Below are 23686 nucleotides of genomic sequence, written 5' to 3'. Positions count from 1 at the left end.
TTTCAGCGTGCCAGCTCGCCGTTGAGCATTTCAACCCGCTCGCCGTTCATCTCTTCAATCCAGGTCATACAGGTTTCACAGACCCTTTGCGCATTGTTGTGCCCCATCTGACTGGCTATAAAAGAGGGGGGTGCGCCGGCCGATAATAACCAGCAGGCAAAAGTATGCCGCGTATGGTACGGATTACAGCGGCGAATGCCAGCACGTTTTATTGCGTCTTGTCGCCTGCGCCCGACCGGAAAGCGGTAATGCGGGACTCTGTGTCTGTCGGGCAGCACAGCAGGCGAGCGTTAAACCCTGACCCGAGACGTTTCATCCTGATGCGTCAGGCCTGCATCACTTTTCACGCAGGCAATATCGCCTGCGTCCCGGCTGAAGAAACCGCGGTCAGACGCGCGTTGCCGCCTTGATAGTGTCAACGAACAGCCGTAATGCATAGGGCAGATGACGATGATGTGAAAAGTAGAGTGCGATTCCTTGCGAGGCGATGGCCCAGCTGTCCAGTACGGTGACCAGCCGCTCACATTCAAGACCCTGTCGGGCATAGCATTCCGGCACGTAGGCCAGCCCCAGGCCGGAGGCAGCCGCTTCCGCCATCAACGCACCGCTGTCAAGCGTCAGGCTGCCAGGCACATCCAGCGCGTAGCGCTGCTCGCGCTGCTGATATTCCCAGTGGTAACGTTTACCGCTGGGCAGGCGCTGTCGTATACAGCTGTGCTGCATAAGATCCTGCGGATGCCTGACCGGAGGACGCGATGCCAGGTAATCAGGGGATGCCACGGTCAAAAAGCGCAACGGACCGCTCAGCGCAACCGCCACCATATCCTTTGGTACATCCTCAAGCAGCCGTATGCCGGCGTCAAACCCTTGCTCAACAATATCCACCAGCTGACCCTGCGCGACTAACTCAATATCAATGTTGGGATAGTGCCGGATAAAGGTCGGTACGGTCTTTTCCAGCAGAAGGCTGATAGCCGCATCACTGGCGCTGATGCGCAGTGTGCCATAGGGGGAGTGGTCGCTGGCGGTCATCTCATTCAACAGGTCATCCATCTGAGCAAGCAGCGGTGCCATGCGCTCAACCAGCCTTTTTCCTGTTTCGGTCAACGATACGCTTCGCGTGGTGCGATGGAAAAGCCGCACGCCCAGCGCCGCCTCCAGCCCTTTAATGGTGTGGCTGAGGGTTGAACGTTTGAGGCCGAGCACGCCTGCAGCACGGCTAAAGCTGCGCTCATCGGCAACGGTTTTCACCGCCAGTAGTTCGTTCCAGGACGGACGTTTCATTGTTGGCTATTTCCCACCATCTCATACCGGATTGAGGAGATTATGGCATCAGTCATCTGTTTTAAGCTGTACCCCGGTTCACTGAATGGAGAGTAGACGAATGAAAAGCTGGCTTATTACTGGCGCATCCAGCGGTCTGGGTCGCCTGATGTGTGAAGCGCTGCTGGCCCGCGGCGATCGGGTTGTTGCCACTGTACGTCGTGAAGCCGCAGTAGAAGATTTGCGCGCGCGATACGGCGATCGTTTACAGATCAGGGTGCTCGATGTGAGCCAGACCGCCACGATTAAGCCGGTGGTTGAGGCTGCCTTTGCACAGGCGGGGCATATTGATGTTGTGGTAAGCAATGCAGCTTACGGTCTGTTTGGCGCAGCGGAAGAGCTGGATGATACGCAAATTGAACGCCAGATTGCCACCAATCTCACCGGTTCAGTTCAGCTGATCCGCACGGTGATCCCGTTTATGCGCCAGCAGGGCGGCGGGCGTATTGTGCAGCTCTCCTCCGAAGGCGGCCAGATTGCCTATCCTGGCTTCAGTCTCTATCACGCCACCAAGTGGGGAATAGAGGGATTTGTTGAGTCGGTTCGACAGGAAGTGGCGGCCTTTGGCATTGACTTTTTGCTGGTAGAGCCGGGGCCGACTGCCACCCGTTTTAGCGCAGGGCTGGACAGGGCGAATGCCTTGCCTGTTTATCGGGATACCGCTGCCGGAAAGATGCGTCACGCGCTGACCACCGGGGAGTTTGCTATCAGAGGCGATGCGCAAAAATGCGTGGCGGCGATGATTGCGGCGGCTGATGCTGACAGGGTACCACTGCGCTTACCGTTGGGCAGTACAGCGTGGGAGAACATGGAAGCGGCGCTCAGCGCGCGGCTGGAGGCACTGCGGGCAATGAAAGCGATAGCCTGTGGTGCAGACAGCCAGGCAGAGTAGGAGCAGGCACTGCCTGCCACCTCAGACGGGCTGGGGCTACTCAGCATCACCTTCGTCAGACGCGATCTCCGGCCGGTTATGCCGAGCCAGAGATCGCGCCGGCAACCCCTGGCCCTGTGCGTCAGTCAAATACGCCGTTAATCACGGCAGTTACCACCGCGGTGCTCAGTGCGATAAGCACTAGATCTTTACCCACGGCTCGCCACTCGTAGCCGGGATAATAGGGCAGGTCATTGATCATGGATGCAGGTAAGTTTTTCTTCGCAATACCCGGCGGCAAAGGTTTACCCCGCGCCACCTTTTTCGCTATGCCTGGCGGCAGGGAGGGATAGCCGACCAGACCATAGTTAACGGCAAGGCGACGCACATGGGAGACGTCGATGTCAGATTCCGCACGATCGGGTCGCCCGGCGCTGTGGCGATTTCCCTGTTTCTGTTTCGACTCGTTCGGGTGCTGGCCTTTATTTCCGTGCTCGTGGTGGTTACCGCTATTGCCGGGATGACCACCGTTACCGTGGTTGCCATTGCCATTGCCATTGCCATTGCCATTGCCATTGCCATTGCCAGGGTTAGCGTAAACCGGCGCAGCCAGAACAGCAAAAGAGAGAACCACCGCAATGACTGGCTTAAAGGGGTGTTGCTTAAGCATGATCTTTGTCCCATCTGTTTATCAGTTAATGCCTGAAATATAGGACGCAGCCGTCACCTCAACAATCTTCTCTTTTCTTAAAACAGATCCAGCACAAGCCTGGCGTGAGATCTGATTACCGGGCGCTGAGGGTGACAGGCTAACAGGGCGGTCGTGCCCCTGATCATGCGCCAGGCGGCGCCTGCCGCGCAGGCGATGGCCGAATTCACCTCTGCTGTTTACGCAGGGTTTTGCCGACATTCCCACCAGGATGCACCTTTAACAGGCGCTGCCGATCGAAGCCGTTACGCAGCATGATATTGCCACAGAGCGCATCGAATATTGCCAGTACCAGCACAATTGAGGTGGTAGCCAGCATATTAAGCGGATCGATTTCCCGCTGGATATGGGTTTTCACCACCAGCTTTGCGGCTCGGGCGATGGCCGAATCGAGATTCTCTGTCACGCTAACGATTGTGACGCCTTTGCTTTCCAGCGTCGGCAACAGGCGTGTCAGCTCTTCTGAGTTGCCGCCGCGTGAAATCAGGATCATCAGATCGCTGCGGCGCAGAAAACCCAAATCACCGTGGGCGGCATCGGTAGCGCTGAGGTAAACGGCTGGCTGCTCAACGCAGGCCAGCATGTGAGCGATTTTCCGCGCCGCGATGCCCGACGTCCCGACACCGGTCACGGCAATTTTGCCCTTGCAGCCGGTGATCAGCGTTAGCAGCTGCTGCCAGATCGTGGCGTCGAGATGATGCTGGAGCGCCAGCAATTCCTGACTGTAGGTCTGCCAGCCCTGACACGCCAGGGCAAACTCCTCTTCTGCATTCACTGGACTTCCCCTTGCATCAGCTGCCGGTATTTCATGCTGTCGTGATAGAGCTCATGAAAAACACGATATTTACGGTCGTAATAGGCTTTAATTTTGTTGGTCTGGGGAGTGATGGTTTTACCGATGCGGCTCATGGCGGCCATCGCTTCGGGCAGCGAATCGTATGCGCCCGCAGCAACCGTGCCCAGCATGGCGCTGCCCAGCAGCATGGCTTCACTCTCCTCCGGCAGCAGCATCGCGCAGCCTGTCGCGTTAGAGTGCTCCTGGACAAAAACCGGGTTTTTAGTGCCGCCCCCGCACGCCATCATGGTATCAATACAGTAGCCACTCAGATTCATGGTCTCAATGATGTGGCGCGTGCCCAGCGCCAGCGCCTGTATGGTGGCGAGATAGTGCAGCGCCATGTCTTCCGGCGTGCGTGACAGCTTCAGGCCGGTCAGCGTACCGGTCAGCGTTGGATTCGCGCGCGGTGAGCGGTTGCCGTGGAAATAGGGCAGCATATGGATATCTTTGGTCAGGAAGGCGATGTTTTCCGGTTCACCTGCCATTTTACGCAGCAGGGCATTAAGCACTTCGTAAATGGTTTTGCCACTCTCCTTGCCCTGTTTGAGCAGCTCCGGATAGCAGGGGTGTGACTGAATGACATGGTCAATCAGCGCGCCGGTGGTCGACTGACCGCCCTCATTTAGCCAGTAATCGGGCAGAATGGCCGAGTAATAGGGGCCCCAGATCCCGCCGATATAGCGTGCGCTGCGCGACATTGCCATGTGTGCCGTGGAGGTGCCGCCAATCAGTGCAATGCGGTTATCAAAATCTGCCGACTCACCCGATGCCCCGCTGGCACCGAGAATGCCCAGGCTGCCTGCGTGGGCATCAATGATCGAGACGCTGACTGCCGTGCCCGCAATTAATCCCATCTCTGCGGCGGCGCGCTGCGTCAACCCATGCCCCAGCGGCTCGCCCATGGTTTTCACTTCACTGCCTATTTTTGACGCGTTGTTTTCCAGCAGATCCGCCAGACCGATTTGGTGGAAATAGCTCGGATCCCAGCGATCTTCATGACCAATATAGGTCCATTTGCAGACGGTAGAGCATAACGAACGGGTAGGATCCTGCGTGGCGCGCCAGGTCAGAAAATCAGGCAGGTCAAACAGATGCCCGACATTGTTCCAGGTGGTGGGCATATGCTGCTTCAGCCAGAGTAGCTTCGGCGTCTGCATTTCCGGTGAAATAATGCCCCCCACAAACTCCAGCACGCGGTGCCCGGTGGCGTTAATGCGCTCTGCCTGTGTGATAGCACGGTGATCCATCCAGACAATGATATTCTGCTCACTGCGACCGGTCGGGCTGACGGTCAGAGGGTTACCCTCTTTATCCAGCACCACCAGCGAACAGGTGGCATCAAAGCCGATGCCTTTAACCTGTATCGGGTTGATATCTGCCTGACTCACCACGTCTTTGATCGCGTTACAAACGGACTGCCAGATCTCATCGGAGGATTGCTCAACAAAATCAGCCTTTGGGCGGTATAAGGTGATCTCCCGACTGGCCTGGCCAACCATACGACCAGTCATGTCAAACACGCCTGCGCGGGCGCTGCCGGTTCCGACGTCTACACCAATAAAATAACTCGCCATGTTCTTTCCTTTCTTGAAAAGTTTCCGCTTAAGATTTTCTGTTTTGCAGCGCGATAAACAGGATCAGCACGCAACCCCAGAGCGCCATGGTCAGGTAGCTACTGACGCCCATCAGGTTCAGGCCGCTCTCCAGCATTTGCAGGGCGATCAGCGCCAGTACCAGCCCAATAACCCGACCAAATCCGCCGTCGGGATTTATGCCGCCTAACACCGAGGCCAGGATGGTAACCAGCAGATAGGCGTCGCCGTAGCCCGCTTTTGCCGAGTTGAATTTGGACATCATCAGCAGGGCCGCGCCCCAGCCGAGCAGCGCAGAGAGCACGTACACGGCAATCGTCACCCTGGGGGTGTTAACCCCGCTGAACCGCGTGGCCTGCGCGTTTGACCCCATCAGATAGAGGCTACGACCGAGCGTGGTGTGTTCCAGCAGGATCCAGAGCAGCAGCGCCACCAGCAGAAATAACAGCAGCGCAACCGGAATGCCCGCCAGACTGCCGTTGCTCAGGTACTGGATCGCCGCTGGAAAGCCGGATATCACCGCGCCGTTGGTGAGCAGAATATTCAGTCCGGCAATCAGCGTCATCGTCCCGAGCGTCGCCAGAATCGGCGAAACACCGATCCAGGCGATAAGCGCGCCATTCAGCACGCCGATCCCTGTCGCCACGACCAGACCGGCAAGCATCGCCAGCGCAAACCAGACCGGCTGCCCCGGATGGGCCACCAGGATAGTGGCCATCACCAGCGAGCAGGCGTTGGCACCGGCAATCACGGAAAGATTGATGCCCCCGGTCAGCATGGTGATACCCATACCCAGCGCCAGCATGCCTAAAATCGGCAGTTGAGAAGAGATCGACTGGAAGTTGCCGAGGCTGTAAAAGCGGCTGCCTGCCGTGAGTGAGAAGAACACGGCCACCGCGATAATAATCAGCAACTGCAAACGGATAATGCGGTCGCCAGGGAGCAGGCGGGTTAAGGTGGTCATATCACATCCCCTTTGCCAGTTTACGTTTTTCATTCCATGCGGTGCTGCTGATGCTGACCAGAATGATTGCGCCGCTGAAAACCTGATGCCAGTAAGAGGAGATACTCAGCAAGGTCATGCCATTTTGCAGGAACGCCAGCAGCATCACCCCCAGAATGGTGCCGGTGAGTGACCCGCGTCCACCGGTCATGCTGGTGCCGCCTAACACTACCGCAGCCAGCACCGTCAGCTCATAGCCCAGCAGAGAGTTGGGGGCGACCGACTGGGTGATTTGCGCCTGAACCACGGCCGCAATACCCGCCAGCAAGCCCATAAAGCCATAAACGTAAAAATGCAGCCGCAAAATATTCAGGCCGAGACGTGATGCGGCGTCACGGTTACTGCCCATGGCGTAGATCTGGCGACCCACGCGGGTAAGGTTCATCAGCACGCCGGTAACGATCACTACCCCGAGCAGACAAAGCAGAGGCAGCGTCAGGCCGTAGTCGTAACCGTCGGCGGCGGTGAAGGAGAACCAGCTAATGCCATTCATAAACCAGTCAGGAAAGCCATAGAGCCAGGTGCCGTTGGTGAGATAAACCAGCAGGCCGTAGAAGAGGTTCAGCGTGGCGATAGTGATAATGATGGCCGGCACGCGCAGCCAGTAGACCAGGAAACCATTCACCAGCCCAAGCAGCAAACCCACCCCCATTGACATAGCAAACGCCAGCGGAAAGCTGCCGCCGTGATGAATGATGTAGCTTGCCATGACGTACTGACCAATAGAGGTGACGGCCGGGAAGGAGATATCGATCCCCCCGGCGATCAGCACCACAAACAGGCCACAGGCCAGAATACCCAGAATGGCGTAGCTGGTGGCGACGTCAGTGAGGTTACCCAGCGTCATAAACTCACTGCTGCTGACGCTCAGGCCGATCGCCAGCAGCAGCACCAGTAATCCGAGCCAGAACTCGTGCTGGCTGGTGAGTTTCGTAAGAGAGGCATTACCCATTAATCACCTCCGCAATCTGCGCTTCGCTGCTCTGGTGTGGGGCAAATTCCGCTACCAGCTCGCCTTTGCGCATCACCAGCACGCGATGGCTGTTGTAATACGCCTCTGGAATTTCATCGCAAATCATCAACACTGCCATACCCGATTCCGCCAGATCGCGCGCAATGCGGTAAATTCCCTCTTTATTGGCAATATCTACGCCCACGGTGGGCGAATCGAGGATCAAAATACGGGGGTGTGTGGCTACCCATTTAGCGATAGCGATACGCTGCGCATTGCCGCCGGAGAGGGTCTTCACGGGTAGGCGGCTGTCAGAAACTTTAATGTTCAGGTCACGAATCAACGCGTTGACGATCGACGCGGCTTTCGCGTGGTCCATGAGTCCGGTTCGGGTGTGCAGCCTGTCGAAGATGGAGACCAGCGTGTTGTCATAAATGGACTGATCCATAATCAGCCCCTGCGTCAGGCGATCTTCCGATACATAGGCAATACCGTTGCGAATCGCGTCGCGGTTAGAGCGCAACCGGACCGGCGCACCGTTGATGAGAATTTCTCCGCTGTCTGGCTGGCTCATACCAAACAGGCTCAGACAGAGTTCCGTTCGTCCCGAACCGAGCAGGCCAATGATTGACGTAATTTCACCCTGGCGCAGCGACAGGGAAATATTGTGATACTGTCCCGTGCGGCTCAACTGGCGCACCTCCAGCAGAGGCGTCACGTCGGCAGGCGCGCGATGCGGCAGATGGCTATAGGTGAAGCGCTGACCAGTCATTAAAAATGCCAGCTCATGGCTGTCGAGTTCACTGGCAGGCCAGGTGCCGACCAGTTTACCGTCGCGCATTACGCTGATACGGTCAGCCACCTCCATCACTTCATCAAGACGGTGGCTGACGAAGACGACGCAGATGCCGGCGGCTTTGAGTTCATTGACCACCCGCAGCAGGCCATTCACTTCGGTGCGGGTCAGCGACGCGGTGGGTTCATCCATAATTACCAGACTGGCGTCAGCGGCAATGGCACGGCAGATGGCAACCAGCTGCCGGTCGGCGATCGATAGCTTTTCAACTTTGCGATCCGGATCGAGAGAGACGCCCACCCGCTGCATCGCCGCCAGGGCTTTTTTGCGCATCGAGCCGCGACGTACCCAAATATCACCGCCCGGCAAATAACGGTGGATCACGATATTTTCGGCCACCGACAGATTGGGGAACAAAGATAAGTCCTGATAGATAACCTGAATACCGTAATAGGAAGAGAGCGGCGGCGTCAGGGTGTGAAAAAGTTTGCCATCCAGCGTAATGGTCGCGCCTTTTTCCGGTTGATAAACCCCGGAAATAACTTTAATGATGGTGCTTTTACCACAGCCGTTCTGACCAGCCAGGCAGTGCACTTCGCCCTTATTCAGGGTCAGGCTGACATTATCCAGGGCTAATACGCCGGGGAACTTTTTGCTGATCTTTTCGAGGCTAATAAAGGCCTCAGCAGGGGCAGGGCAAATGCTGAGCGTATTCATCACAGATCCTCAGGCATACCCGTTATATTTTCGACTGGGGCACTCGCTGCACTGGCTTACCCGATGCTGTCAATCCTTCTCGTCGGGCTTTGCGCACGCAGCGCCTGCCCCGGTTTAGATAACCGGGGTATAGGTGTTCGCTGTCTGATCAGAAATGCCGATACAGGGCAGCCTGTCACGCTGTATCGCTTTCTGCTTACCGGTGTGGCGCTGAAGAGACGTTCTCTTCGTTAAATAAAGACCCGATTAGAACCCGAGTGATTTCGCATTCTCTGGCGTGACTTCGAGAATTTTATTAAAGCGAATCACTTTCTTGTCCATATTGACATCAGCTTTGCCCAGGCCGTCGATGCTCAGATCCTGAGTAACGGCTTTGCCCTGAAGCAGCTGATCGGCAACCGTTACCAACGCATAGCCAGCGTCTTTTGGATCCCACAGCAGCACTTTCTTAATGTCGCCGCGCATCAGGTAGGGAGCTGCCTGAGCAGGCATCGCAATACCCACTACGGCAAGTTTGTTTTTTGCACGTTTCTGCTGAACGGCCTGGCCGGCGCCGACTGGCCCGAGCGAGCCGAAACCGATAATGCCTTTCAGATCGGGATAGGTTTTCATCAAGTCCAGCGTGGTGGAGTAGGACTTATCAATATTTTCTGCCACCGGCAGACGCGAAGTGACTTCATGCATCTCCGGGTATTTTTCTTTCTGATATTTGATTGCGGCGTCTGCCCACGCATTATGCAGCGGCACGGTCAGCGAGCCGACATAAATGGCATAACCGCCTTTACCACCGGTATCTTTTGCCAGCTCATCCATATTGGCTTCAGCATATTTCTGGCTATCGATGGTTTCGACATCCCACTGACCAATTTGCTGATCCGGCGACTCATGCGTTAATACCACAATGCCCTGGTCGCGCGCTTTTTTCAGGACCGGCTCCAGCACTTTGGCATCATTGGGCACCACAATAATGGCGTCGACTTTTTTGGCGATCAAATCTTCGATCACTTTGACCTGCTGCGCCGGGTCCGGGGTGGAGGCTCCCACCTGATAAGCGTTAACGTCCAGCTTCTGCGCCGCTTCTTTCACGCCGACCTCCATGCGGGTGAACCACGGAATGCCGGTCACTTTGGCAACGACGGCGATATCGTAGGGCCTGGCAGCAAAGGAGGGAGTGGTGAACAACATGCACGCTGAAACCACACATGTACTGACTAATGCGAGATTAAATTTCATTTCGATACCTTTCTTATGATGTTTTGGTAAAGGGAACAGAGGGTGGCTATCGCATTGACAAGCAGAGGTTACCTCAGGAAAAAAGCGGTTTTCGCCAGCCCGTGAGCAAAATGTGATAAATATCCTTTATTGTTAATATATATAATTTAATTTGTTATTTTATTGTTAAATTTAGCCAGATAAAGTGCATTTATGGATAAGAAAGGATAGTGATGCGTTTTCTATTAACTGTATTTTTACAATTTGACAATAAAAAATAAACATTGGCGGCGGGGTGGCCGACGTTTCACCGGTCTGAGCGATGTATGGCGGGGCAAATTTGCGCAGAATGTGAACAGGGTCACGACAGCAGGCCATGGGGCTAAGAGCCGTCCTGCGCCACTCTGGGCGCAGTCTCTGCAACAGCCTGAGGCGATTTGCCTGCCGCAGGAGAAAGGGACGGGCATTTTCAGGAGCGGAAATGCCGGTCATACCTGCCTGCCAGGGTGTACCGTTCTGAGCGTCTGACATCACGCCAGCATGAACGGTGTTAAGGGGGCATATATCGCCATCAGTCATTTTCTTTCACCAGACGCAGAGCGCGCGATCTCCCTGAACAGAAGGCCAGCATGATTCGCGCCGCAAATCATTAATAAGCCATACTTTATATTTCACAATGTGTTTTGCGCTTGCGCTTTACCGGTAACATCCTATTTTAGACAGTGAATGAGTAAACACTTATCTAAAGAAGGGATATTTATGGCTAAACATCACTTGATCAAATCTGTTGAAATAACGGTAATTATTCTGTTCACGCTGGTAATTGCCTGGCTGGCCGTGACAGGCATTCTGTCATCAATGGGCGTTGATCACGCCTGGCCCTATCCACACCAGTAACTGAATGCCACACCAGGGACATTTAGCAGCGCTTAAATATAAACAGAATAAAAGCGTCTTCCGATAACATCTGAATTCCTGTCAACGCCTGAACACAGGGTGCTGCCCCCACAGAATAAGTAGCTAAAACCGCCGCTGTATCGTTATCCGGAAGTGATAACAGTAAAGTTAATGGCCTCTGACGGCTGTGCTGAGCACATCAGGGATCGGATCCTCGCGCGTCGCCTCACTCTCACCTTACAGGATGGCCACCAAACAGGGCTGCCTGCCGCTGGCCTTAACGCGAACGTGACGTTTACGCTTAATCTGAGATTCCTGCACCCGTTTCCCCGCTTTTCATGACAGATGCCCGCCGAGCGCCTGACCTTTAACACCTGCGAGGGACGGTCAGAACGTTTCACGTGGCGCGCAAATCCCGCTTAACGGGATCCTCGCTTACCCGGCAGCAATAAAAAAACGCCATCGCTGGCAGGTCGCAAGCTGGACGGAGGCGGCGTATGCAGAATTGCTCATCCCTGTCAGGGCACCAGCAAGCTGACGTGCCTTTTATCGCCAGATGCCGGGGCAACAGCCGCAAAAAAGCACGAATAACCACCAGGGTGAGGGAAGGACCACAGCGGCTCAGTACAGGTCCACCAGCTGCGACCGGTTTATCAGGAAAGTCGCCGACGACCGCGCCGGGCGGACACATCAGGATAAAGGCACTTGAGGACAGGGCGCTACCAGACCGCGCGGTAAAGCGGCTGGGGGCCCTGCTGAAGCGCAGAAAATCGTCATTCTGCCCAGGCCGTCGCTGTCGGCGATCCCGTCGCCTGATGCCGGGCCCGGCGTGTTTAAGCACAGATCACGCTAACGCAGCAAAACGTTAAAGCTTAATCGGCAGGCGCGCCATGACCGACACAGAAAAGGACTGGCGACGATTCGGCTGGAGAAGTGACACGCACTGGCCATCACCTCGCCTGCGCACAAGAGGGGGAAGCGAGGCCGCACGTTGGCAAAGAGCGGCCTCTGTCTGCGCGTCGTATCAGGAGTTCTCAGACGAGCGAACGGCATAAAAGCGCGTTTGCTCCCGTGCTCTCTTTTTGCGTGGCACGACGAAACTGGCGACGACAATGGCCAGCGTCAGCCCGCCGGTCGCCAGCAGTTCGTTCTGATGTTGCGCATTGAACAACATGCAAACCAGTACGGTGACGATAAAAATGATGGCGGCCCAGGTCAGTCCGGGAAAAAGCCACATGCGGTAGGAGAGCGTTTCACCCGCCTTCTCGCGCCTGCGACGCAGCACCAGATGAGAGAAGGCAATCACCAGATAGACCAGCAGGGCAATCGCACCGGAGCTGGCCAGCAGGAACTCAAATACCGCGCTGGGTGCCACATAGTTAGCCACAACCGCCACGAAGGCCGCGCCCGTTGAGAGCAGTACGGCAACCCAGGGGGTACCATTGCGGGTGGTCCGTGATGCCGCTTGCGGCGCGTCCTTGCGGCAGGACAGCGAATAGAGCATGCGGGAAGAGGTGTAGAGCGCAGAATTAAGACAGCTACAGACGGCTATCAGTACCACGCTATCCACAATCAGTTTGGCATGGGGAATATTCATTGCCTGAAGCACGGTCTGATACGATCCATGTTCAACCAGTGAGGGTGAATTCCAGGGCACCAGCGCGACCACAAAGAAAATGGATAACAGATAAAAAAGCGCAATACGCCAGATCACAGAATTGGTTGCTTTGGTGATCTGTCGACCCGGATTCTTTGATTCAGCGGCAGCGATAGTGATTATTTCGGTGCCCATAAATGAAAACATCGTGGTCAGAATAGCGGCCATCACCTTACCGATGCCGTTTGGCATAAAGCCCTGTGTATCATAGAGGTGCTGAAGGCCGCTGGTGCTGCTGTCCGGCATCAGGCCCGTGACAGCCAGGGCGGCTGCACACAAAAAGGCGATGATGGCTCCCACCTTGAGCAGTGCAAACCAGAACTCAAACTCGCCATAGTTTTTTACGCTGAGCAGGTTGGTGCTGGTCAAAATAAGCGTAATGGCAAGCGTAAACTGCCAGATGGCAATCTGCGGAAACCAGGCATGCAAAATGGTACCTGCTGCATTCGCTTCCAGCGGGATCACCAGAACCCAAAACCACCAGTAGAGCCAGCCGATGGTGAAACCGGCCCAGCGCCCCAGCGCCCTGTCGGCATAGGTAGAGAAGGAGCCAGAATCGGGCAGCGCGACCGCCATTTCAGCCAGCATACGCATTATCAACACCACCAGCGCACCGGCTGCGGCATAGGCAATCAGCACTGCCGGGCCTGCTTCGGAAATAGCGTGGCCAGAGCCCACAAACAGGCCAGCACCAATTACACCCGCAATTGACAGCATGCGCACATGGCGCGGCTTCAGATTTTGTGCCAGGGCATCTTTATTCGCTGTCTGCATTGTCGTCATCAGTACGTCTCCAGAACGGGTCCCGGACTGTTATGCCCGGGACGAGCAGGGGAATAGGCTCGTCGCAGCGAGCCGAAGGGGGTCAGGCCGTTACGGCCCCGTGTTCGACCTCTGTGACGGTGGGATGCATGATCAACGTCAGGATCTCCAGCGCCTGACGAAACTGCGCGTCGGGGATGGTCAGTGGATAAAGAAAGCGTATGACGTTGCCTTTAGCACCGCAGGTCAGCAGCAGCAATCCCTGCTCCATGGCCTGTTTCTGGATCGCCTGCGCGATAGCCGCCTCACTGAATTCAACGGCGACCATTGAGCCCAGGGCGCGGATATCCGTGATGGCGCTACACTGCTGGCGCAGCGCCTGAAGAAATGCTTCAAGTTTGCTGCCCAGTTCGACAGCTCGCGCACAGAGTTCTTCTTCTTCGATAACGTCCAGCACCGCATGGGCCGCCGCAATCGCCAGCGGATTGCCTGCATAGGTGCCGCCAAGACCGCCCGGACCGGGCGCATCCATCACGGCGGCGCGACCGGACACGGCAGAGAGCGGCATACCGCCCGCCAGGCTTTTCGCCATGGTGATCAGATCCACTTTTACCGGATAGTGTTCCATTGCGAAGAGCTTACCGGTGCGGGCAAAACCGCTTTGCACCTCATCGGCGATCAGCAGAATGCCATGGCGGTCTGCCAGATCTCGCAGCCTGACCATAAATTCCACCGGCGCCTGGTGAAAACCCCCTTCGCCCTGAACCGGCTCCAGCACGATGGCTGCGACGTCCTGTGGGGCAATATCCTGCGTGAAAATGGCCTCAAGGCTGTCGAACGCGGCATCAATGGTGATGCCCTGAACCGTGCTGGGATATCGGGCATGAAACACAGAGGCCGGCATGGGGCCAAAATCACGCTTATAGGGCGCAACCTTGCCGGTCATGGCCATGGTCATCAGGGTGCGGCCGTGAAAGGCGTTGCCAAAGGCGATTACGCCATGGCGGCGGGTCGCGGCACGGGCGATTTTTACGGCATTTTCTACCGCCTCCGCACCGGTGGTGAAAAAGGCCGTTTTAGCCGGGCCAGCAACAGGCACCCGCTGATTGATCCGTTCAGCCAGTGACACATAGCTCTCATAGGGGGTGACCTGAAAGGCGGTATGGGTAAATTTTGTTAACTGACTGGCCACGGCCTGTTCAATCCGCGGATGGCGATGGCCGGTATTCAGTACCGCAATGCCACCGGCAAAGTCGATCCAGCTGTTTCCCTCGCTATCCCACAGGGTGGCGTTCTCGGCGCGTGCGACATACCAGTCGCACAGCGTGCCGGTACCACGCGGTAAGGCCTGGGCTTTACGCTGCTGCATCTGGCTACTTTGTTCACTCATCTCATTCACCCCGCTGATATGTTTTATTTACAATTCTCGACAAACGCTTTTATTTAGGCGTGTGAAGCGGTAAGTTGCGAGAGCCAATTTCAACGAGTGGGATGGAGCCAATTGCAGCAGCTTTACGCCGATCACCTGTTAGAACGATTGCAATTTTTGCAGAAGGGGTCGTTGCAGCAGCGCCTGCTGGCCTGCCTGCAGGCAGCGATTATTGAAGGGGTTTTTCCCCGGGGCGGTCGTCTGCCGCCAACGCGGGATATGGCCCGCGAACTGGGGGTGTCACGTAACACCGTACTGCATGTTTATGACGCGTTGATGGCACAGGGCTACGTGACGGCGCGCACCGGCAGCGGGACCTGGATTGCCGATACGCTGCCAGAAATTTGTCTGCAAAGTCAGGCTGTCGAACTGCTTGAGCCGGCAGCGACGCCGCTACCGGCGACCCTCTCAAAACGTGGCGCGATGCTGTTAGGGCATGCGACCGCCTCACCTTATCAATGGGGTGCCTTTGTCCCGGGCGCACCTGACGTCACAGAGTTTCCCCATAAACTTTTTAGTCAGATACAGGCGCGCCTTAACCGCGAGCCCGATGTGCATCGGCTGATTTACAGCAGCGGCGGGGGCTGTCCCGATCTGCGCCATGCGCTGGTGGAATATCTGCGCGTGGCGCGCTCGGTGAAAGCCGATGCCGATCAAATCCTGATCACAGAAGGCGTGCATCAGGCGGTGGATCTGGTGACCTGCGTGCTGAGCGATCCCGGCGATCTGGTCTGGATGGAGGAGCCGGGATACTGGGGAACGCGCAACCTGTTGCGTAAAAATGGCCTTAAGATCCAGGCGGTGCCGGTTGATGAAGAGGGCATAATACCGGCAGCAGGCTCCCCGCCTAAAATGGTATTCGTGACACCGTCACATCAATATCCTCTTGGTGCTCACCTCAGCATGGCCAGACGCAAAGCGCTGCTGGCCCTGGCGCGGCGTCATCAAAGCTGGATTATTGAGGATGATTATGACAGCGAATTTCGCTTCTCCGGCAAGCCCTGGCCCTCGTTACAGGGGCTGGAAGAGGATGCGCCAGTGATCTATATGGGCACATTCAGTAAGACGCTCTATCCGGCATTGCGCATTGGCTACATGGTGGTGCCCAAAAAGCTGGCCGAACCGCTGCGGATTGCCGCCACTGAGCTTTATCGCGGCGGACATCTGTTAATCCAGCGCGCGCTGGGCGAATTTATTCGCCAGGGGCACTATATGGATCATATTCGCCGCATGCGTCTGCTTTATGGCCAGCGACGCCAGTTTTTATGCAAACTGATTGAGCGCTATCTCGGCCCCTCGTTTTTACCCGCGATTAACCATGAAGCAGGATTACATCTGGTGCTGCGGCTGCCAGCGGGCTGTGACGACGTTGCGATAACCACCCAGGCGCTAAAGCGCGGCGTCAAAGTGCGGCCGCTGTCGCAATACTATATGCATCCACAAGGCGAGCGAGGATTGCTGCTCGGTTACGCCTGCGTTAACGAAAAGCAGTGCCAGGACGCCTTTGGCGTGCTCAAAGGCTGTCTGGTAGAGGCAGGTATTGTGATCGAGGCGTCGTGACAGAGCCCGCCCGGGGCATTCAGGCAGCGTGCGTCAGGGCGCCACTGCGTCAACACGGGCGGGACGCTTTACGGCGTCAGCGCTCAGGACGCAGGCTCTCGACCAGCAGGGTAAAGACCGCGATAACCCTGGGCAGTGCCTGCTGCGGATCTTCGCTGGCGGCTATCCACTGGGCAGCATTGAACGCAGCGCTGTTCAACAGAAAGGCGGTCGCAGCGGGATCGACCGCTTTGATTTCGCCACGTTCTGCCATGCTGGCCAGGCGTTTGCGCGTCGCGTCAAGGCAGCTGTTCTGACCCGGCCACTGGGCAGGATTGCCAAGAAAAGCGGGGCCATCAAGCAGAACAATGCGTCTGACCTCTTCATCCAGCGCGCTCCTGATATAGGCAACCCCTTCTGCGAGTAACTTTTCCCGGCCGTCTGTGACATCCGCAGCAGCCTGACTGGCATGCTGCGCCATTTCGCTGTCAATCTGGTTAACCACAGCAGCCAGTAACCCTTTTTTATCACCGAAATGATGATAGAGCGCACCGCGCGTTAAATTCACGCTGGCGGTCAGGTCATCCATTGAGGCAGCAGCAAACCCTTTTTCAGCAAAGGCCTTGCGCGCGGCGGCAATCAGCTTAACGCGGTTCTCTTCCATGGTGTCTGCGCGACGTTTACCTGTCATAACGGCTCCTGTTCACATACGCGCCGTATTTTTTTTTGACATACGCTGCGTATGTGTGATTAAAGTGATATACGGAGCGTATGTTAAATCTTTTGTGTCGACAGCGCATCCCTCTGTTCACCACTATCAGGAGAGACCATGAATCAGCCGACGCCCGTTTTCCCCGTTAACCGTCATACACTCTATGAGCAGCACGGCTATTCCGCCGCCATCCGGTCTGGCGACTTACTTTTTGTTTCAGGGCAGGTTGGCAGCCGCGCCGATGGAACGCCGGAGCCAGATTTTGCCGCACAGGTTGAGCTTGCCTTCAATAATCTGCAAGCGACGCTGGCCGCGGCCGGATGCACATTTAATGACCTGCTGGATGTGACGACTTTCCATACCGATCCAGAAAATCAGTTCCCGATTATTATGCAGGTGAAGCAATCGTTTTTCCCTCAGCCGCCGTATCCCAACTGGACGGCGGTGGGCGTAAACTGGCTGGCAGGATTTGATTTCGAAATCAAGGTTATGGCCAGGATCCCGTCACAGTCTGCCTGAGAAGAGCGGGATAGCCTGGGCAGCATAACACCCGGACGCGGCTCAGCCGGGGCGCATCCGGTTGTGCGTAAGGCCCCCTGCGCTCAGCGGCTGACCGTCCGCTGAGCAATAAGCAGGCAAGTAACCACGTTTCTTGACCCGGATTAGGGAATAGTCAGAAAGAGAGCGCGTGCCGGGCAGCGTTTATAAAGCATTGCGTTTTACCGGTTCATCTTACTGGCAGTGAACACTGAGATTCTGATCAATAAGGGAACAGCGTGATGTTTATGAAGAAAATAGCGGTAATGCTTATCATGGTCGCGACCGGATCAATGCTTTCAGCCTGTTCCGGGCATTATATTATTTCCACCAACGACGGCCATATGATCAATACCAACGGGAAGCCGATCATTGATAAAGAGACAGGCATGATCGCCTATCAAGATGCCGGTGGAAACATGCATCAGTTACAGAAAGCGGATGTTAAAGAGATCGTAGAAAAATAAGGGTTTATGCCATGAGGGCGGCAACGCAGCCCCTGCCGTTACCGCTCTCAGTAGCCCTGCGTCAGTCCCGGCTTATCCCGGTCCCTCACTTGCCGCTGCCAGCAGCGGCACCAGCACATCGCTGACGGGCGTCGCCATACCGTGCCTGCGCCCATAGCGCTGGATCACGCCGTTGCGACAGGCCCACTCCAGCGGACGATTAGCCTGCCGATCGGCAAGAATAGAGGTGCCTAAATCCGCCGGTGCCTGATGAAAGTTATCCAGGATCGCCTGCGGCACGTCATCCCCCAGTACGGCGCCTTCAGCCCGCGCAACGCTCAGGCATTCGCGCAGGTAGAGCAGCGCCAGTTCGCTGATGTCAGCACGGGAAAAGAGACCGGCGCGACGATTCGCCAGCACCATCAGGCCAGCCACCGCGTTTTGCAGCAGTTTACGCCAGGCGACAGAGAGAAAATCGGTTGAGAGCGCCACTGCACAACCCGTTCCGTTCAGCGCGTCGACCACGCGCTGTGCCTGCGGCACATCGGGCAGGGTCAGGCGTGGTGAGCCGCGCAGCCAGACGGAGGCGTCCGGTTCACGCTGGGCTGGAAACCACACCACCGACGGCAAGACGGTTGCCCCGTTTACAAAGGGTTCCAGCTGGATGCTCTGCTCGACGCCATTTTGCAGCGCACACACTACGCTATGCTTATCGCACAGGCTGGCCAGCCAGCCCGCGCTGTCGACAACCTGCGTGGTTTTTACCGCCACAAATACCAGACTGAAGGGGCTGCTCTGCGCCGGGGGGGTAGTCATGACCGGGCCGGGCACCACGATCTCACCCGCATCGTGACGCAGTATCAGCTGCGCATGGGCAGTACGCCCACAGAGAGACGGCGTGCGGCCCGCCTGATGCATCAGGGCGGCGATGGTGGTGCCAATTGCGCCTGGACCCAGCAGCGCGACGGTAGGGTGAGTGGACATAATTGCCTTCTCCTGACGGGATTAACTCATGATTACCATGCCTGTTGCGATAAGCACGCAGGCCACCATTTTCTTCGGTGTTAACGGCTCAGCGTGCTCTCCAGTTTGCTGGGGAATTCGCACACCACGGGCGCGAGCGCGGCACCGGCGGGGGGCAGTCGCAGGATTGTTCCCCTGAAACAGCATTACGCCCCATAACGCCTCAAGATGCCGTCGCTGGTGGCTGACCGCGCTTTGCGTGACGCACAGCCCGGTGGCAGCAAAGGTAAAGATACTGTGGCGGGTTGCAACGTCAAACGCGCGCAGGGTCGCCGCAGGGGCAGGTCACGCATCGTCAGGTTCCTGTTAATGAGCTTATGCTCATCACACCTTACGGCGAAAGTGACGCGAAAGACAAACGTAAAAGAATGGCGGGGCAGCAGCAGGTTTAGCCCTGAACGCAAACCCGCAGACCACCACTGGTCGTCAGCCGGGAGGAAATCCGCTACTATCCGCGCTCACTCCCCAGCAGGCTGCCTGATGTCTACGTTTATTGATACGTTTATTGCCCCACCATGCCATGAAGAGATAACCATTCTCTATCAGGACGAGCACCTGCTGCTGATCGACAAACCTGCCGGTCTGCTCAGCCTGTCAGGGAAAAATCCGCAAAACCTGGATTCGGTTCATCACCGGCTGGTGGCGCGTTTTCCCGGCTGTACTCTGGTTCACCGCCTCGATTTTGGCACCTCCGGCGTGATGGTGGTCGCCCGTAATAAAGCCATTAATGCCGCTCTGTGCAGACAATTCAGCGAACGCAGGGTCAGTAAGGTCTATACCGCGCTGCTGTGCGGGCATCTGCCTGAGGATGAAGGAACGATTGAGGCGGCGATTGCAAAAGATCCGGCGCGCTTCCCCAGAATGGCAATCTGTAACCTTCAGGGGAAGCCGGCGCGCTCTCGCTATCAGGTTGAGGCGCGCTTCAGCCGCCAGCAGGCTCAGGGCCGTGCACTGCCGCTAACGCGCGTCACCCTTATCCCGGAGACCGGACGTACGCATCAGCTGCGCATTCACTGCCAGCTGCTGGGCTTTCCAATTCTGGGCTGCGATCTTTATGGCGGAAAGCTGTTGCCGGGCACCGAAGAGACCTCCCGACTGATGCTGCATGCCAGTGAGCTACACTTTACCCACCCGGTAAGCGAAATGCCGTTTGTCATCCGCTCAGTCAGCTCGTTTTAACGGTTTACCACATCAAATCGTCAGGCACTTTGAAATCAGCGTAGGGATCGTCTTCATCCTGCGCCTCCTGGCTCAGGGCATGGTTAACCACGATGGCGTTCGCATCTCGCTGTGCTATTTTGTCTGCCACGCTGGCAGGGATGATGGCGTAGTGACTCTCGCCGTTGCTGCCCGTCGCCAGGCGCGCAATCGCCAGGCGACCGCTGATGAGTTGAGACTGGGTCGTCTTATCTACGGCTATCTTTTTAATGACGTTGTTATCCGTAAAGTTAAATTCGATAGGCCCTTTGCCGCTTTCAATGCGGTTCATCTCAATCAGTTGCTTTACCTGCGCTTTGTACTCTTTCGACAGCGTGGCCTGCTTCTGCTGTTCATTAAGCTGCTTATCCCGCTCCAGCTGCGCTTTTTTGTTCTCTTCAACCGCTAATCTGGCCTCGCGCGCCTGAACGCGTGATTTTTTAGCCGTCCGGTTGACCTTATCCACTTTTTTGCTGCTGACCAGACCGGCTTTGAGCATCTGCTCTTGTAAGGTGAGTTTTGTCATCTGTATACACTGATCCGTTGAGTGAGGCGGGAAGTATATCGCTGAATGCACGGCATGGGGAAAAAGTCCGTTGCCTGCCGGATCAGATTGTATCGTCATTCACCGGGTCAGCTGGACCGTCAGGCACGTTGCTCCAGGAGCAGTCAATCTCATCGTCATGGGAAGTGCACTCTGGCGGCGTGTCAGGGTTTTTGGCCTGATGAGCGTGAGAAACAGCGCAGCCCGTCAGGAGCAGGCAAAGCAGAAGCGAAAAAGATTTAAACATAGAGTGAACTCAACAGTCATCCGTTACGGCTATTTTCTCTCTCTTGCTTCAACCCCGTTTTAACCGCCGTCGTGTGCAACGGCTCTCACCTCAACCTGAGTTCAACCCACCGCGTTTCCTTTCGGTCATCAGGGCCAGATACGATCTAAATCAAGAACAATAATTGTTCGCAATAGCATAGTGACGCCACTGACACGCGGGAGGAGAAATCATGCTGATAAAACCAGGAAGCACATGGCACATTGAGGGCTATCAGGACGATATATCACCCCAGTTCAGCCGAAAACTTTTCTCGCTGGGGCTGGTGCCAGGCGCGCTGATCGAAGTCGTCAGGCTGGCCCCACTCGGCGATCCGGCGCAGGTTCGCGTTCGCCGCACCAGCTATGCGCTGCGCAAATCTGAACTGGCGATGCTGCGTCTTCGTGCAGTGAATGGAGGTGAAGGCGCATGAAAAGCATCGAAGCGGTATTGGTCGGCAACCCCAACGCCGGTAAAACCACGCTGTTTAACCTGCTGACAGGCATGCGCCAGCGGACCGGTAACTGGCCGGGCGTGACGGTGGAGCGCAAGCAGGGCGCATTCACCACGCTTCATCGCGGCGTGACGCTGATTGATTTACCCGGCATCTATTCTCTGGAGAGGGTTCACGCTGAAGATGGGCTGTCCGCCGACGAGCGCGTGACCTGTCATTATGTACTGAGCGGTCAGCCGGATGTGATTATCAATGTCGTTGATGCATCCAGTCTTGAAAAAGGCCTCTGGCTGACGCTCCAGCTGCGCGAGCTGAATCTGCCCATGATTGTGGTGCTCAATATGGCCGACGTCGCAAGAAAATGCGGCGTGAAGATACAGGCTGACAAGCTCAGCGACCAGCTGGGATGCCCGGTAATATTGATGTCCGCGTCAACCTCAGAAGGGGTGACTGAGCTGCTGACCGCGGTTGATAGCCAGGCGACAAAACCGGTAAACACGCTGTCGCTCAATCGGCCCGACACGACTCAGGAAGCGCGCCTTCAGCGCATCGATCGCCTCTGCCAGATTGCGTGCGAGCAGAGCATGCAAACTGCCCATCGTCTGACGGGAGTGCTGGACAGCCTGTTTCTTAACAAATGGCTCGGCTTCCCCCTGTTTTTAGGGGTGATGTACCTGATGTTCTACCTCTCAATCAATATCGGTGGTGCGCTACAGCCGATCTTTGAGAAGGGCGGAACGGCCCTCTTTGTCGACGGCACGGCGCACTACTGCAACGCCTTTCATTTCCCCGGCTGGTTAACCTCTTTTCTCGCGCAGGGCATTGGCGGCGGCATAGCGACCGTACTGCCGCTGGTTCCTCAGCTGACCCTGATGTTCTTGTTTTTGACGGTACTGGAGGAGTCTGGCTATATGGCACGCGCCGCCTTTGTCGTTGACAGAGTGATGCGCTGGCTTGGTCTGCCGGGAAAATCTTTTGTTCCACTGATTGTGGGCTTTGGCTGCAATGTGCCTGCAGTGATGGGCGCACGCACGCTGGAAACAGAGCGAGAACGAATTTTAACCATGCTAATGGCCCCCTTTATGTCCTGCGGCGCCAGGCTGGCTATCTTCGCCGTTTTCGCCACGGCTTTTTTTGGCCGCGCAGGGGCTTCCTTGACCTTTTCGCTCTATCTGCTGGGGATTGTCGTAGCGGTTTTCACCGGGCTGGTATTGAAGCACACCTTGCTTAAAGGGGAGGCGTCGCGCGCGATTATGGAGCTGCCGCTGTGGCACGTGCCGGTAATGCGCAGCCTGCTGCTGCAAACCTGGTTCAGGCTGCATGCCTTTATCATCCGTGCGGGCGTGGTGATCGTTTCTGCCTGTGTCATCATTAGTCTGCTGTCAGGGCTGACGGTACGAGGCGAGGTGGCGCAGCGCGTGGATGATTCAGTGCTGGCTTCGGCCAGTCGCCTCCTTACGCCGCTGTTCAGCCCAATGGGCGTGCACGCTGACAACTGGCAGGCAACGGTTGGGCTGGTCACGGGCGCAATGGCGAAAGAAAGCGTAGTGGGCACCCTGAACGCGCTCTATCTGGCAGAACCGCAAAACAAGGCGGATGGCGCGCCACCCCAAACGCTCTCCGCCGTGCTGACCTCCTCGCTCAGCGAGACCTGGCAAAATTTAGTGGACGCCGTCAGCCTGCAGGTACTGTTTCACCCCGTTGAGGCCAGTAAAGGCGAGGGGGAAATGAGTGAAGGGGCGCTCAGCGTGATGCAGGGTATGTTTGGCACGCCGCTGGCGGCCTATAGCTATCTGGTCTTTGTCCTGCTTTATATGCCCTGTGCGTCAGTGATGGGCGCACTGGCTAAAGAGGCGGGACGAAAATGGATGTGGTTTGCGCTGGTCTGGGGCACAGGGGTCGCTTATGCGACCGCAACCGTCGTATACCAGGCAGGCTCCTTTGCGCAACATCCAGGCTTCAGCACCGCCTGTCTGACAGGTGTTGCCGTAGCAGGTATCAGCGCCGTCGCGCTGCTGCGACGCATGCGCGATCGTCTCCAGCCGGGCACCGGGCAGAGCAGAACGCCAGGCTGTAGCGGATGCCATGGCTGCGGACACTGAAAATAAAAACGCTCCCGGTAAGGAGCGTTACCGCATAGAGCGGTGAAGCGAATCAAAAGCCGTACTTATTGTGGTGAGGAGTGTCCTCACTCGCCACATTAACGTTGCA

21 protein-coding genes and 2 pseudogenes are annotated in these 23686 nt (G+C 56.5%); 8 read left to right on the top strand and 15 right to left on the bottom strand.

Annotated elements, in window-relative coordinates; all coding sequences use genetic code 11:
- Nucleotides 1-2 precede the first annotated feature (2 nt).
- Both HP564_RS13045 and HP564_RS13040 read right to left on the bottom strand, forming a co-directional pair.
- A pseudogene (locus HP564_RS13045) lies at nucleotides 3-254 on the bottom strand (tyrosine-type recombinase/integrase); the annotation flags it as partial.
- A gap of 133 nt (nucleotides 255-387) precedes the next feature.
- Nucleotides 388-1284, bottom strand: coding sequence for a LysR substrate-binding domain-containing protein (locus HP564_RS13040; RefSeq protein ID WP_371243675.1), 897 nt, complete (start codon nucleotides 1282-1284; stop codon nucleotides 388-390).
- A gap of 100 nt (nucleotides 1285-1384) precedes the next feature.
- Between HP564_RS13040 and HP564_RS13035 the strand changes: the two genes are divergently transcribed.
- Entirely contained in the window at nucleotides 1385-2215 is an 831-nt protein-coding gene (locus HP564_RS13035) for an SDR family oxidoreductase (protein WP_371243673.1), read from the top strand.
- Nucleotides 2216-2336: 121 nt separating this feature from the next.
- Here HP564_RS13035 and HP564_RS13030 read toward each other — a convergent pair whose 3' ends face one another.
- The 7 genes from HP564_RS13030 to HP564_RS13000 all read right to left on the bottom strand — a co-directional run bounded on the left by HP564_RS13030 (nucleotide 2337) and on the right by HP564_RS13000 (nucleotide 10034).
- Complete coding sequence (locus HP564_RS13030; RefSeq protein ID WP_371243671.1) at nucleotides 2337-2864, bottom strand: anti-virulence regulator CigR family protein; 528 nt, start codon at nucleotides 2862-2864, stop codon at nucleotides 2337-2339.
- A 205-nt stretch (nucleotides 2865-3069) separates the two neighbouring features.
- Nucleotides 3070-3678 (bottom strand): SIS domain-containing protein, encoded by a 609-nt coding sequence (locus tag HP564_RS13025; RefSeq protein ID WP_371243670.1) that lies wholly within the window; start codon nucleotides 3676-3678, stop codon nucleotides 3070-3072.
- The gene (locus tag HP564_RS13020) at nucleotides 3675-5315 is read right to left on the bottom strand and encodes an FGGY-family carbohydrate kinase (protein WP_371243669.1); all 1641 of its coding nucleotides are present in this window, start codon (nucleotides 5313-5315) and stop codon (nucleotides 3675-3677) included. The genes HP564_RS13025 and HP564_RS13020 overlap by 4 nt, the downstream gene beginning before the upstream one ends.
- 28 nt (nucleotides 5316-5343) lie before the next feature.
- Entirely contained in the window at nucleotides 5344-6297 is a 954-nt protein-coding gene (locus HP564_RS13015) for an ABC transporter permease (RefSeq protein WP_371243667.1), read from the bottom strand.
- Between the two features lies 1 nt (nucleotide 6298).
- On the bottom strand, nucleotides 6299-7288 hold the full coding sequence (locus HP564_RS13010) for an ABC transporter permease (protein WP_371243665.1): 990 nt from the start codon (nucleotides 7286-7288) through the stop codon (nucleotides 6299-6301).
- Complete coding sequence (locus HP564_RS13005; protein ID WP_371243663.1) at nucleotides 7281-8801, bottom strand: sugar ABC transporter ATP-binding protein; 1521 nt, start codon at nucleotides 8799-8801, stop codon at nucleotides 7281-7283. Before HP564_RS13005 ends, HP564_RS13010 begins: the two co-directional genes overlap by 8 nt.
- Before the next feature lie 246 nt (nucleotides 8802-9047).
- Nucleotides 9048-10034, bottom strand: a complete 987-nt coding sequence (locus HP564_RS13000; protein WP_371243661.1) for an autoinducer 2 ABC transporter substrate-binding protein — start codon at nucleotides 10032-10034, stop codon at nucleotides 9048-9050.
- 738 nt (nucleotides 10035-10772) lie between these two features.
- On the opposite strand from HP564_RS13000, the gene HP564_RS12995 reads away from it, so the two are divergent.
- The gene (locus tag HP564_RS12995) at nucleotides 10773-10910 is read left to right on the top strand and encodes a hypothetical protein (protein ID WP_371243659.1); all 138 of its coding nucleotides are present in this window, start codon (nucleotides 10773-10775) and stop codon (nucleotides 10908-10910) included.
- A 1024-nt stretch (nucleotides 10911-11934) separates the two neighbouring features.
- On the opposite strand, the gene gabP is transcribed toward HP564_RS12995, so the two are convergent.
- On the bottom strand, nucleotides 11935-13350 hold the full coding sequence (gene gabP / locus HP564_RS12990; protein ID WP_371243657.1) for a GABA permease: 1416 nt from the start codon (nucleotides 13348-13350) through the stop codon (nucleotides 11935-11937).
- Between the two features lie 82 nt (nucleotides 13351-13432).
- Nucleotides 13433-14719, bottom strand: coding sequence for a 4-aminobutyrate--2-oxoglutarate transaminase (gene gabT / locus HP564_RS12985; protein ID WP_371243655.1), 1287 nt, complete (start codon nucleotides 14717-14719; stop codon nucleotides 13433-13435).
- A 111-nt stretch (nucleotides 14720-14830) separates the two neighbouring features.
- On the opposite strand from gabT, the gene HP564_RS12980 reads away from it, so the two are divergent.
- Nucleotides 14831-16318 carry a PLP-dependent aminotransferase family protein gene (locus HP564_RS12980; protein WP_371243653.1) on the top strand — a complete coding sequence of 496 codons (1488 nt, stop codon included), beginning with the start codon at nucleotides 14831-14833 and terminating at the stop codon, nucleotides 16316-16318.
- A gap of 76 nt (nucleotides 16319-16394) precedes the next feature.
- Here the strand turns inward: HP564_RS12980 and HP564_RS12975 are convergent, their stop codons facing one another.
- A complete protein-coding gene (locus tag HP564_RS12975) occupies nucleotides 16395-16988 on the bottom strand; it encodes a TetR/AcrR family transcriptional regulator (protein ID WP_371243651.1) in 594 nt (197 codons plus the stop codon).
- Nucleotides 16989-17126: 138 nt separating this feature from the next.
- Between HP564_RS12975 and HP564_RS12970 the strand changes: the two genes are divergently transcribed.
- Nucleotides 17127-17528, top strand: coding sequence for a RidA family protein (locus HP564_RS12970; protein ID WP_371243649.1), 402 nt, complete (start codon nucleotides 17127-17129; stop codon nucleotides 17526-17528).
- A gap of 260 nt (nucleotides 17529-17788) precedes the next feature.
- Complete coding sequence (locus tag HP564_RS12965) at nucleotides 17789-18013, top strand: YgdI/YgdR family lipoprotein (protein ID WP_371243647.1); 225 nt, start codon at nucleotides 17789-17791, stop codon at nucleotides 18011-18013.
- A gap of 72 nt (nucleotides 18014-18085) precedes the next feature.
- Here the strand turns inward: HP564_RS12965 and HP564_RS12960 are convergent, their stop codons facing one another.
- On the bottom strand, nucleotides 18086-18976 hold the full coding sequence (locus HP564_RS12960) for an oxidoreductase (protein ID WP_371243646.1): 891 nt from the start codon (nucleotides 18974-18976) through the stop codon (nucleotides 18086-18088).
- An 86-nt stretch (nucleotides 18977-19062) separates the two neighbouring features.
- Nucleotides 19063-19308 (bottom strand): annotated as a pseudogene (locus tag HP564_RS12955) (LysR family transcriptional regulator); the annotation flags it as partial.
- 187 nt (nucleotides 19309-19495) lie between these two features.
- On the opposite strand from HP564_RS12955, the gene HP564_RS12950 reads away from it, so the two are divergent.
- Complete coding sequence (locus HP564_RS12950) at nucleotides 19496-20194, top strand: RluA family pseudouridine synthase (protein ID WP_371243644.1); 699 nt, start codon at nucleotides 19496-19498, stop codon at nucleotides 20192-20194.
- 4 nt (nucleotides 20195-20198) lie between these two features.
- On the opposite strand, the gene HP564_RS12945 is transcribed toward HP564_RS12950, so the two are convergent.
- On the bottom strand, nucleotides 20199-20738 hold the full coding sequence (locus HP564_RS12945) for a DUF2058 domain-containing protein (protein ID WP_371243642.1): 540 nt from the start codon (nucleotides 20736-20738) through the stop codon (nucleotides 20199-20201).
- Between the two features lie 476 nt (nucleotides 20739-21214).
- On the opposite strand from HP564_RS12945, the gene HP564_RS12940 reads away from it, so the two are divergent.
- Nucleotides 21215-21454: a FeoA domain-containing protein gene (locus HP564_RS12940; RefSeq protein WP_371243640.1), complete on the top strand. Its 240-nt coding sequence runs from the start codon at nucleotides 21215-21217 to the stop codon at nucleotides 21452-21454.
- The gene (feoB, locus tag HP564_RS12935; protein WP_371243638.1) at nucleotides 21451-23577 is read left to right on the top strand and encodes a Fe(2+) transporter permease subunit FeoB; all 2127 of its coding nucleotides are present in this window, start codon (nucleotides 21451-21453) and stop codon (nucleotides 23575-23577) included. Before HP564_RS12940 ends, feoB begins: the two co-directional genes overlap by 4 nt.
- Nucleotides 23578-23686: the final 109 nt, after the last annotated feature.

The sequence above is a fragment of the Pantoea sp. KPR_PJ genome (assembly GCF_041386365.1).
Lineage (GTDB): Bacteria > Pseudomonadota > Gammaproteobacteria > Enterobacterales > Enterobacteriaceae > Pantoea.
This window is presented reverse-complemented; position numbering and strand designations above follow the sequence as displayed.

What these genes read in the sequence shown, in the direction of transcription:
- HP564_RS13040 (WP_371243675.1), bottom strand. Translation starts at nt 1,284, where the DNA reads ATGAAACGTCCGTCCTGGAACGAACTACTGGCGGTGAAAACCGTTGCC.
- HP564_RS13035 (WP_371243673.1), top strand. Translation starts at nt 1,385, where the DNA reads ATGAAAAGCTGGCTTATTACTGGCGCATCCAGCGGTCTGGGTCGCCTG.
- HP564_RS13030 (WP_371243671.1), bottom strand. Translation starts at nt 2,864, where the DNA reads ATGCTTAAGCAACACCCCTTTAAGCCAGTCATTGCGGTGGTTCTCTCT.
- HP564_RS13020 (WP_371243669.1), bottom strand. Translation starts at nt 5,315, where the DNA reads ATGGCGAGTTATTTTATTGGTGTAGACGTCGGAACCGGCAGCGCCCGC.
- HP564_RS13015 (WP_371243667.1), bottom strand. Translation starts at nt 6,297, where the DNA reads ATGACCACCTTAACCCGCCTGCTCCCTGGCGACCGCATTATCCGTTTG.
- HP564_RS13010 (WP_371243665.1), bottom strand. Translation starts at nt 7,288, where the DNA reads ATGGGTAATGCCTCTCTTACGAAACTCACCAGCCAGCACGAGTTCTGG.
- HP564_RS13005 (WP_371243663.1), bottom strand. Translation starts at nt 8,801, where the DNA reads ATGAATACGCTCAGCATTTGCCCTGCCCCTGCTGAGGCCTTTATTAGC.
- HP564_RS13000 (WP_371243661.1), bottom strand. Translation starts at nt 10,034, where the DNA reads ATGAAATTTAATCTCGCATTAGTCAGTACATGTGTGGTTTCAGCGTGC.
- HP564_RS12995 (WP_371243659.1), top strand. Translation starts at nt 10,773, where the DNA reads ATGGCTAAACATCACTTGATCAAATCTGTTGAAATAACGGTAATTATT.
- gabP (WP_371243657.1), bottom strand. Translation starts at nt 13,350, where the DNA reads ATGACGACAATGCAGACAGCGAATAAAGATGCCCTGGCACAAAATCTG.
- gabT (WP_371243655.1), bottom strand. Translation starts at nt 14,719, where the DNA reads ATGAGTGAACAAAGTAGCCAGATGCAGCAGCGTAAAGCCCAGGCCTTA.
- HP564_RS12975 (WP_371243651.1), bottom strand. Translation starts at nt 16,988, where the DNA reads ATGACAGGTAAACGTCGCGCAGACACCATGGAAGAGAACCGCGTTAAG.
- HP564_RS12970 (WP_371243649.1), top strand. Translation starts at nt 17,127, where the DNA reads ATGAATCAGCCGACGCCCGTTTTCCCCGTTAACCGTCATACACTCTAT.
- HP564_RS12965 (WP_371243647.1), top strand. Translation starts at nt 17,789, where the DNA reads ATGTTTATGAAGAAAATAGCGGTAATGCTTATCATGGTCGCGACCGGA.
- HP564_RS12960 (WP_371243646.1), bottom strand. Translation starts at nt 18,976, where the DNA reads ATGTCCACTCACCCTACCGTCGCGCTGCTGGGTCCAGGCGCAATTGGC.
- HP564_RS12950 (WP_371243644.1), top strand. Translation starts at nt 19,496, where the DNA reads ATGTCTACGTTTATTGATACGTTTATTGCCCCACCATGCCATGAAGAG.
- HP564_RS12945 (WP_371243642.1), bottom strand. Translation starts at nt 20,738, where the DNA reads ATGACAAAACTCACCTTACAAGAGCAGATGCTCAAAGCCGGTCTGGTC.
- HP564_RS12940 (WP_371243640.1), top strand. Translation starts at nt 21,215, where the DNA reads ATGCTGATAAAACCAGGAAGCACATGGCACATTGAGGGCTATCAGGAC.
- feoB (WP_371243638.1), top strand. Translation starts at nt 21,451, where the DNA reads ATGAAAAGCATCGAAGCGGTATTGGTCGGCAACCCCAACGCCGGTAAA.